The 7,769-nt window shown below is 64.7% G+C and carries 5 protein-coding genes and 2 pseudogenes; 2 read left to right on the forward strand and 5 right to left on the reverse strand.

Annotated elements, in window-relative coordinates; translation table 11 throughout:
• Window positions 1–34: 34 nt before the first annotated feature.
• Window positions 35–895 (forward strand): hypothetical protein, encoded by an 861-nt coding sequence (locus tag LZ198_RS36010; RefSeq protein WP_253976667.1) that lies wholly within the window; start codon window positions 35–37, stop codon window positions 893–895.
• Window positions 896–2,488: 1,593 nt separating this feature from the next.
• Here the strand turns inward: LZ198_RS36010 and LZ198_RS36015 are convergent.
• The 4 genes and pseudogenes from LZ198_RS36015 to LZ198_RS36025 all read right to left on the reverse strand — a co-directional run bounded on the left by LZ198_RS36015 (window position 2,489) and on the right by LZ198_RS36025 (window position 5,700).
• Window positions 2,489–3,097, reverse strand: coding sequence for a bacteriocin fulvocin C-related protein (locus LZ198_RS36015; protein ID WP_253976668.1), 609 nt, complete (start codon window positions 3,095–3,097; stop codon window positions 2,489–2,491).
• A 352-nt stretch (window positions 3,098–3,449) separates the two neighbouring features.
• Window positions 3,450–3,992 carry a phage terminase large subunit family protein gene (locus LZ198_RS36020; protein ID WP_253976669.1) on the reverse strand — a complete coding sequence of 181 codons (543 nt, stop codon included), beginning with the start codon at window positions 3,990–3,992 and terminating at the stop codon, window positions 3,450–3,452.
• A 451-nt stretch (window positions 3,993–4,443) separates the two neighbouring features.
• A pseudogene (locus tag LZ198_RS43530) lies at window positions 4,444–4,884 on the reverse strand (terminase large subunit domain-containing protein); the annotation flags it as partial.
• Window positions 4,885–4,896: 12 nt separating this feature from the next.
• Window positions 4,897–5,700 carry a BRO-N domain-containing protein gene (locus LZ198_RS36025; RefSeq protein WP_253976670.1) on the reverse strand — a complete coding sequence of 268 codons (804 nt, stop codon included), beginning with the start codon at window positions 5,698–5,700 and terminating at the stop codon, window positions 4,897–4,899.
• A gap of 132 nt (window positions 5,701–5,832) precedes the next feature.
• On the opposite strand from LZ198_RS36025, the gene LZ198_RS36030 reads away from it, so the two are divergent.
• On the forward strand, window positions 5,833–6,447 hold the full coding sequence (locus tag LZ198_RS36030) for a tyrosine-type recombinase/integrase (protein ID WP_253976671.1): 615 nt from the start codon (window positions 5,833–5,835) through the stop codon (window positions 6,445–6,447).
• Between the two features lie 1,035 nt (window positions 6,448–7,482).
• On the opposite strand, the pseudogene LZ198_RS36035 reads toward LZ198_RS36030, so the two are convergent.
• Window positions 7,483–7,769: pseudogene (locus tag LZ198_RS36035) on the reverse strand (AT hook motif domain protein); the annotation flags it as partial.

Genomic DNA, 7,769 nt, shown 5'->3' on the forward strand with positions numbered 1-7,769 from the left:
CGTTGAAGCCCCTCTTCAACGCGGAGGAGACACCATGGACACCTACCGTGTCGCGAGATTGCCCGCGCGCCTGCGTGGCTTCGCGCTGCCGGACACGAGCAAGTCACCCGAGGGCTATGTCGAGGCGGGCGACTATCTCGTGCTCGAGGAGAAGGCTCGCCACCCCACGCCCGACACCGACTACGCCCGGCTAGTGGCGCCGCAGTTGAGCGGGCTCGACACCTGGGTGTGCACGCGCTGGCGCACGCAGCGCTACGCGGCGCTCGTCTCCCAGGAGCGCGCGCCTGCCATGGCCCGGCTGTCATTCGACAGCGAACCGCTGGCCGTTTCGGAGGAACGTCTCTTCGTACTCCTGGGGGCGTTCGTCGACTACAGGTACGACGTGAGCCGTGCGTACTACCCGTGGGCTCTTCAGGGCGTTCGTGTCCCCTTGGCGCCGCCCCGACTGAACAACTGCTGCACCTTCGTCGAGGCGCTGCTGGTGAAGGCTTTCTCCGAGGCGCACGGCGCGGCTTTCTCGTGGGACATGCGACGCCACCGGCAGATGATGATCGCCTCCAAGACTGACTACTTCTTCCCGGTGACGGCTGCAGTCGAGTCCGGCATGGCCTTGCTGGCGCCGTCGGTGGACGTGCCTCCCCACCCCTGGACACTCATCCAGGGGTGGCGCAGCCAGTGGGGCTCCGGGCACACCTTCCTCGTCGTGGACTTCCACCCAGAGACGGACAAGGTGCTGGTTCTGGAGTCCAACTTCGCCTGCGGGCTCGATGGCGTCGGCTACCGTGGCCTCGGCATCCTGCTGGATGTCGGCCTCCAGTCGCCTGCGGACTGGTGGACTGGGAGCGAGGTGTGGACGTGGCGCAGCATCTGCTCGACATGGTCGTCTCAGCGCTAGGAATAATTGGAAGTGAATCGCTCTTGAAGAGACGCCAGTCGCTGTTGCTTTCGATGCGCTACTTCCGACCTTCGTGGGGTGCTTGCTGTTGTTTTTCCGCGGCCAATGCTGCTGCTGTGAGTGTGTCGAGTAGCGCAGGTCCGTAATACTGGAGGCGACTCTCCCCCTGTCCAGCCTGGACGCTCTCGGGCGAGTCTAGGTATCCGATGTAGTCGTCAGCGAGTGAAACAACTCGAGTGGCGCCTGATGCTGACTCTAGGGCCCTCCCTGCTGAATAGGTGGCTTCGGCCGGAATCAGTAGCAGGCTGAGTGTTCCCAGGCGAAGGAGCGAGAGCTGAGCCTCAGCGGGAGCGAACCTGCAGAGCGCGTTGTTTCCGATGTTTTGAAGCGGCGCAGGCAGGAGACGCCTTGAGTCGACGCGTGGAAGAGCCACCCTCAATCGGGTAAACGTGAGCCTGTTTGACTCACTGGGTTGGAGTGAGACGCTCCTCGCGGAACGTGCAAGCCCTGCCGCGAAGAGGCTGACGTTGGTGCTGGAATTGGTGCCTGGAGTGGGAGGAATTGCCCTGGCGTTTCCCACGGAGCCCTGAAGAAACAGAACCACCCCTCCCTCGGCTCGCTCGATAATTCCAGAATACTCTCCTGGATAGTCTGCGGATAGTTCTCTGGATTTGTGCGGAAATAGTGTGGGGTGCGCAGAGAAGATAGTGAGTTCTGCGACCTTCTTGCTGTTTGAGCGGAATATGGCTCGCGTGATTCTTGCGTCGGCGTTCGAGTCAGGGCCGCTGCGGGAGGCTACAAGGCTTGGCTCTGTGAATGTGCCATATTCTAGTGTTACGGGAATGAGTGCGGCTGTGGCCTTCTTTAGGGCGATGCTGACAGACTGAGTAACGATGTCGTGTACTTCTTGCCGATAAAGACCTACTCCACCTGCCTGGAAGGGAAGCGAAGGGCTATAGCTCCCCATAGATGAGTGGGTGTGAGTGGCTGCAGTCCAGAGTTCGGATATGCCGAGCTCGTTGAGCGTTTCTTGTGTGGCACTCTTGAGCGATGGTGGCGGCGTTAGCAGCTCTACCGAGACGATCCCCACGCGTAGATCGCCAGCTTGAATGACCAGGGCTCGAACAAGGAGTGGTGTATGGCTTTTGTTCGCTCTCGGGCGAGCGGGGCCATAACCTGCTGCGGCGACTGGGAACGGTGGCAAGAATTCCGCTGTTCCGGCGCCTGCGAGGAACTCACCATGGGTAGTTCGCGATGCCAGGACCGTTATCGAACCGCTGGTTTGAGGGGGACACCAGTCCAGTGACGAGACCCAATAGGCTAGAAGTAGAGTAAGCAGGGCAGCAGCCAGCTGCTTGTATCTTAAGCGGGAGATCGACCTTACGCGCATCGTCTAGCGCCGCATGTGCGCCTGTAGAGGTCGTCTAGGGAAGCGGGGTGGGGAAAGATGCCTCATGTGCGCCGTGCTTAGCATTGGCTGCTTGGCCCGTCAACACGACACCAATGGTGGACAACGAAGCTGCCTGTGGCTCAAGCGTAGATGAATAGGGCCAGTCCGCTGTGCGGTTGCTGGCCCTAAGGAATAACTAGTTGTTAGTAGAGACAGTCACCGTTACATGGCTGCAGCCAGACAGAGCCGCATCCAGTGAGGACGATGGTGCAGGTTGTTCCGCGTGTACACAGCGTGGGGGTGACGCACCAGTCGTCGATGGTGTTGCATGTGCAGTTTGCCTTGTTTCCCGCAAGCTTCTCTTGAGGGCCCAGAGTTGCGAGCAGCAGGGTCGCTTCGGTAGTCCCGAAGAGCTTCACGGCCGCTTCTTTTTGCTTTGAAAAGTCGGGGCCCTTCTGGTTGGCCTGGGTTGCCACTTTAGCGAAGAGCGACGGGGCGGCCAGTGCGATGAGCTCTTGGATGAACTCTGTTTGCGCCTCGTCGAGGCCGGGGTGGGCCGCGAGATAATGTTCGAAGTGTTGCCGCCAGAGAGCGCTTCGGGCCTCAGGAGGTAGAGCTGCGAAGATGGCTTTCCTATATGCCATCGAGTGTTGGGAGAAGTCGTTGTATGTCGTGGGGAGTTGGTTGGTGTTTGCTCTTACCCATGCTTCCGCCTCAACGCACTCCTGTGCGTTTGCGTGGTTGGGTAGGATGGTTGTCGAAATGAGAGCAAAGGCCAGTGCGAAGGAGAGCGAGACTGCTCTGGTCGGCATTTCAAGGCTCCTCGTGTTGTCCCTGGTGAGGGGTGGTGCCAAACGATGTGCTGTCGTTTGGTGCTTCTGCATGGTTTTCGAAGTGTGCTTGGTTGGTCAAGGGTTTTGTTGGTCACTGTGGCCTGTTTGTACTGCTTGGTCTGGCGGGTGTGGCTGTTGTCTGGCTGTCTCTTTGGGGTTGCGGTGGGGGTGGGATTTTGCAGGAGTGGAGGAGTTTGTTGGGGTTGGATGGAGTTGGCTGTGCTGAGGCCTCCCTTTGCCGGAGGGAACGGTGAGGCGGCGTTGCCTTTGTGGCAGTTTTGCTGCGGGTAGAGATTGTGACTGCGGTGTATGGAGTTGGCTGGTAGTGTGGCTAGCCGAACACCCTGACCCGAATCTCGTCTCCTCCTCGGCGGTCAGGAGCGCGCTCCTGCTGGCATGCCAACGCCACGGCCCAGAACTTGTCTGCGTGCCCGCGGTTGGTGCGTTCCGCATCGAAGGACACCTTCCCGGAGGGCAGCACTCGGCGCTTGATGGAGTGAATCTGCCCGACAAGCTCACGCTGGCGCGGCAGGCTGACGTCGCGGCGCTGAAGGAGAATTTTAAAGTCGGTGGCCCAGCGCTCCTTGGCCTCGTTGGTGAAGTTCTCCGCCGCAACCTGGGGGAAGTCCCGTGCCAGGTTCTCGGCGAGGTTCATGCCGATGCCGCTGCGGTCGACGGAGAGGCGTGCCACCGGCAGGACGGAAAGAAGGCGCCGCAGGTGGGCCTCCTGCTCCGCGAAGGGAACTCCCTCGAAGCTCTTCAGCAAGCGGCACGTGAAGCGGCCCTCCACCTCTTCGAAGACGGCTAGCTCCGAGCGGTCTCGGGTGCGGCCCACGTCGAAGCCCGCAACCAGTCGTCCCTGGGGCACAGGCACGTCGGAGGCGTCCTGGGCCAGCGGTAGCTCGTCGGTGGTGCACGGGAGGATGAGCTCGTAGGGCAAGAAGCTGTAGGACTCGTCGACGTAAAAGGCATTCGAATTCCTGCTGGAAGTCCTCCAAGGGGAGTGAGTCGAACTGCTCGGTGAGGACGGGGCGCCCGAAGCGCGCGACGCGCTCCTCGGTAGGCATGAGGGGCGCCTCCACTGCGGCGCGCCGCACGTCGAGGGAGAAGAAGCGGCACAGCCACCAGGGCACCATCTGTCGGGTGTGGTGCGGGTACTTGCGCAGCTCCTGGGTGTCGATCTCCCAGAAGATGCCTCGCCGGCCGAGTGGGGTGCTGCCCCCTGTGAGTTGCCCATGCGAGCGCAGGATGAGGGCGGTGCTGCCGGTGTAGACTTCGCGGTCGTTGACCAAGTGAGCCAGCTCGTCGAGGTAGACATCGCCGCGCTTGCCGCGCGGAGGCTTGGCGGGAACGGAGATGATGCGCGACAGGCGCCGGCCCTTGGCGTTGGATTCGAACGCCAACTCCGTCTTGGCATCCGTCACGAGCTTCTTCTGGAAGGCAGTCGGCAGCTCCTCGTACACCTGGCGGGCGATGAGCACCTTCTCCACCGCGTCCGAGAGGTTGTAGGAAACGAACACGGCCGTGTGGCCGTCACGCAGGTGGCAGCGGGCAAGGGCCTCGAGCGCGAAGAGGAAGGAGAAGCCCACCTGGCGGCTCTTCGCCACCCAGCGGAAGCGGGAGCGGTTGTCCAGCAGCGCCTGCTGGTAGGGCTCCAGCACCACGGGCTCGTTGTCGTAGTGGCAGAGGCCGGAGATGAATCCCGACTCGGTGGCGAGCCACTGGGTGAGGTCATCCTCGGTGCGTTTGACGATGCCGAGTGTCACGGTGTCCTCCTTTCAGCCCAGGCCGACGCTCATCGACGAGGAGCGAGCGGCGTCCTCCAGGACGTCGAGCACCTCGGCGCGCCAGAGCAGCTCGCAGGGGGAGTCTTCATGGTGGGAGAGGGGGACAGCCTCGGCGTACTCCCAGCCTGCGTCCGTCAGCTCCCACTCGCCACTCGCGGCTTGCCGCTGGAGACCGCATGCCTCCAGGCGGAGGTTCATCGTCTGGGCTGACAACCCCACCCTCTGGCCGAGCTGCTCGGCCGTGAGGCGCGCAGGCGGCCAGGAGGCGACGAACAGCCCCTGGCGATGGGGCTCCATCGTCAACCCCGTGTCCTCGTTGATGGCGTCGAGGGCGCGGGCCACTGCCAGCCTCGGCTGGAGGCCTGGGATGAAGGAGGCGAGCGTCCTGGCCACGTCCAGGTGGGCCAGCACCTTGGCCCTGAGCGGTGACGATGCGGCCCCGCGCGGCTCGGCATCCGAATCAGTCCGAATCGCGTGGCCCTCTGTCCTGCGGAGGGCCGGGAGCACCTCGCGCGCGAACCAGCGCGTGAAGCGCTTCGCCACCATCGCCTGGCAGGTGACGGCGAGACGGTACACGCCGGACTCGTTGATGGTGGTCACCCGTTGGAGGCCGCAAGGGCTGTCGGCAGTGCCGACGCCCCGCTCATCGTCCCCGAGGCAGATGAGGGCGTCCCGGCTGTCTGTAATTCCAAGGGCCGCGCAGATGTCGGCGGAGACGAACCAGGGCTCCCTCTGTTCGTCCAGGAAGACTCGGATGCGGTGTGTCTCGAAGTTGAACTCAGTGAGCAGATTCACAGCGACTCCACTCCTTCGGGGAAACGCCGAGGCCGCGCGGGGCCGGCTTGAGAATGAGCAGTGCGGTTAATGACTTGTCTTGTGGGAGCAGCAGAGCGTGCATTGCCGCATTCCCGTTACGAAGGAACTGCCATGTCTGCCTATGCCGCTGTCGCCCGAGCCCCGCGCACCCTCACGGAGAAGGAGGTGGCGCTGCTCTTGCGGACGACGGGGTCGCATCGGGACGGCTACAGGGACCACTGCCTGTACAGCCTCGCGCTCGCCACGGGTCTGCGTGAGCATGAGCTGGTGGCGCTCAACGTCGGCGATGTTTTCGACGGGCGCGGGCGCGCGCACCTGTACGTGAAGCTGACCGTCTTCAAGGGGAGCGCTCGCCACCCGGAGCCGCAGGAGGTCGTCCTCGCGGAGACGGTGCGGCGGAAGTTGGAGAAGCTGCTGCGGCTGAAGCGTGGGCAAGGGCACGACGTGGGGCCGCAGGCTCCGCTCTTCCTGAGCCGCAAGGGACTGCGCCTCTCCACGCGGCAGGTGCGCCACGGCTTCGCGGTGTGGCAGAAGCGCGCGGGCCTGGAGCGGCACCTGAACTTCCACGCCGTCCGCCACACCGCATGCACTGGGGTGTACCGGAGGACGAAGGACATCCGACTCACCCAGCGCTTCGCACGCCAGCGCTCCATCGACTCTACCGTCATCTACACGCACCCCTCCGATGACGAGCTGGTGCGCGTGACGCAGGAGCTGCCCTGCTGACGGGGCACGCCGCCTCCGTGCTGAGCGCTCGCGAGAGCCCCTGGTGGGGCCAGGGGGCCGCGCGGAGGTGGCGGGGGGCGGCCACGCACGGGGCCCGCGCGGGCCGCCCCAGGCGCCGCCAGTGAAAGTGAACAGCGCGCGGCGTTCACTTACCGGGCGAAAATGAACGGGCGTGGGGTGTTCACTTTTTCGGAGCCGACCCTCTCGAAAAGGGCCCCAGGTACACGCCCCGGCGAGGTTGGCCCCACGAAAAAACGCACCACCCCCCACCCTGGCGTCAAGGGTAGGCGGAGTAGGCGTGCCGGCGTCATCGGTGGGCATGGTTGCGCCCGGCGAGGGCATGCGGTGAGGGGGACGGGGGAGGAGCTGGGCGCGCGCGAGGGCGGCAGGGGCGCGAACCTTGGGAAAGCGGCCATTGGCCTCGGCGCTTCGGCCCCTCACGAGGGCTCGTAAGTGCGCGAAACAGCGTGGGGCCGTGACGCCGAATGGCCGCCTTTACCCATTTCCGGCCATTCGGCCGGGCCCTGGTAACGGCACGCGCGCCCAGGTGGGCGTGGGGCGGAGGGCTGGTGCTTCGAGGACTGCTCGGGGGCTCGTGGGGCTCACGCGGAGGACAAAGGCCTGCGGCCCGAAGCGCTGGGGGACACGCGCGCACGAAAGGGGCGCCACGCGGCGGAGCTGTCGGCGCGAGGGGCTGGCCGGGGGCACGCGGCACGAGGGCCACGCGGCAGCCGGCGGGGCCTCGGTGGTGAGGGGCAGGTGGGCCGGGAAAGTGAACGGCGCGCTGGTGTCCAGTCCGCTGGACGGAGTGTGCTTCCTGGCGCGAGTTCAGGCTCGAACTCGTACCGCAGCGCTCGAGCGCCAGGCGGTCAGCGCTCCTAACCTTGCGAAACTACGCGAGCTGGTGCGCCGGGCGTGTGCATCCGGGCGCCAGGTAGAGCTCCCGGGGGAAGTGAACGGGCGCGGCCTGGCGCGGCGAAAGTGAACGGCGAAAGTGATCGCGAAAAGGCGCCGTTCACTTTCAGGGTGCTCGACTCAGAACGGTTCGGCGGGGGGCGAGACGTCCGAGGCAGGCGCCAGGAGGGCGTTGTCGCCCTCCACCACTTCTGCGTCCACCTCTCCGCGCTCAGCCGGCGTTGTTTCTCGCGCGGCTCGTAGGGCCTGTGCGTGCCGGGCCTGGAGGCCCTCCAGCGAAAAGGTGGCGTGCAGCTCCTGGCGGGAGTCGGCGCCGCCTTGGACGAACTCCTTGAGCCTCACCATGGTGTTGAAGTCGGTGGGGTTGTCGACGCGCACGCGGCCCTCTGCGAGCGCTTCCTCGAAGC

The sequence above is a fragment of the Myxococcus dinghuensis genome (genome assembly GCF_024198235.1).
Taxonomy (GTDB): Bacteria; Myxococcota; Myxococcia; order Myxococcales; family Myxococcaceae; genus Myxococcus; species Myxococcus dinghuensis.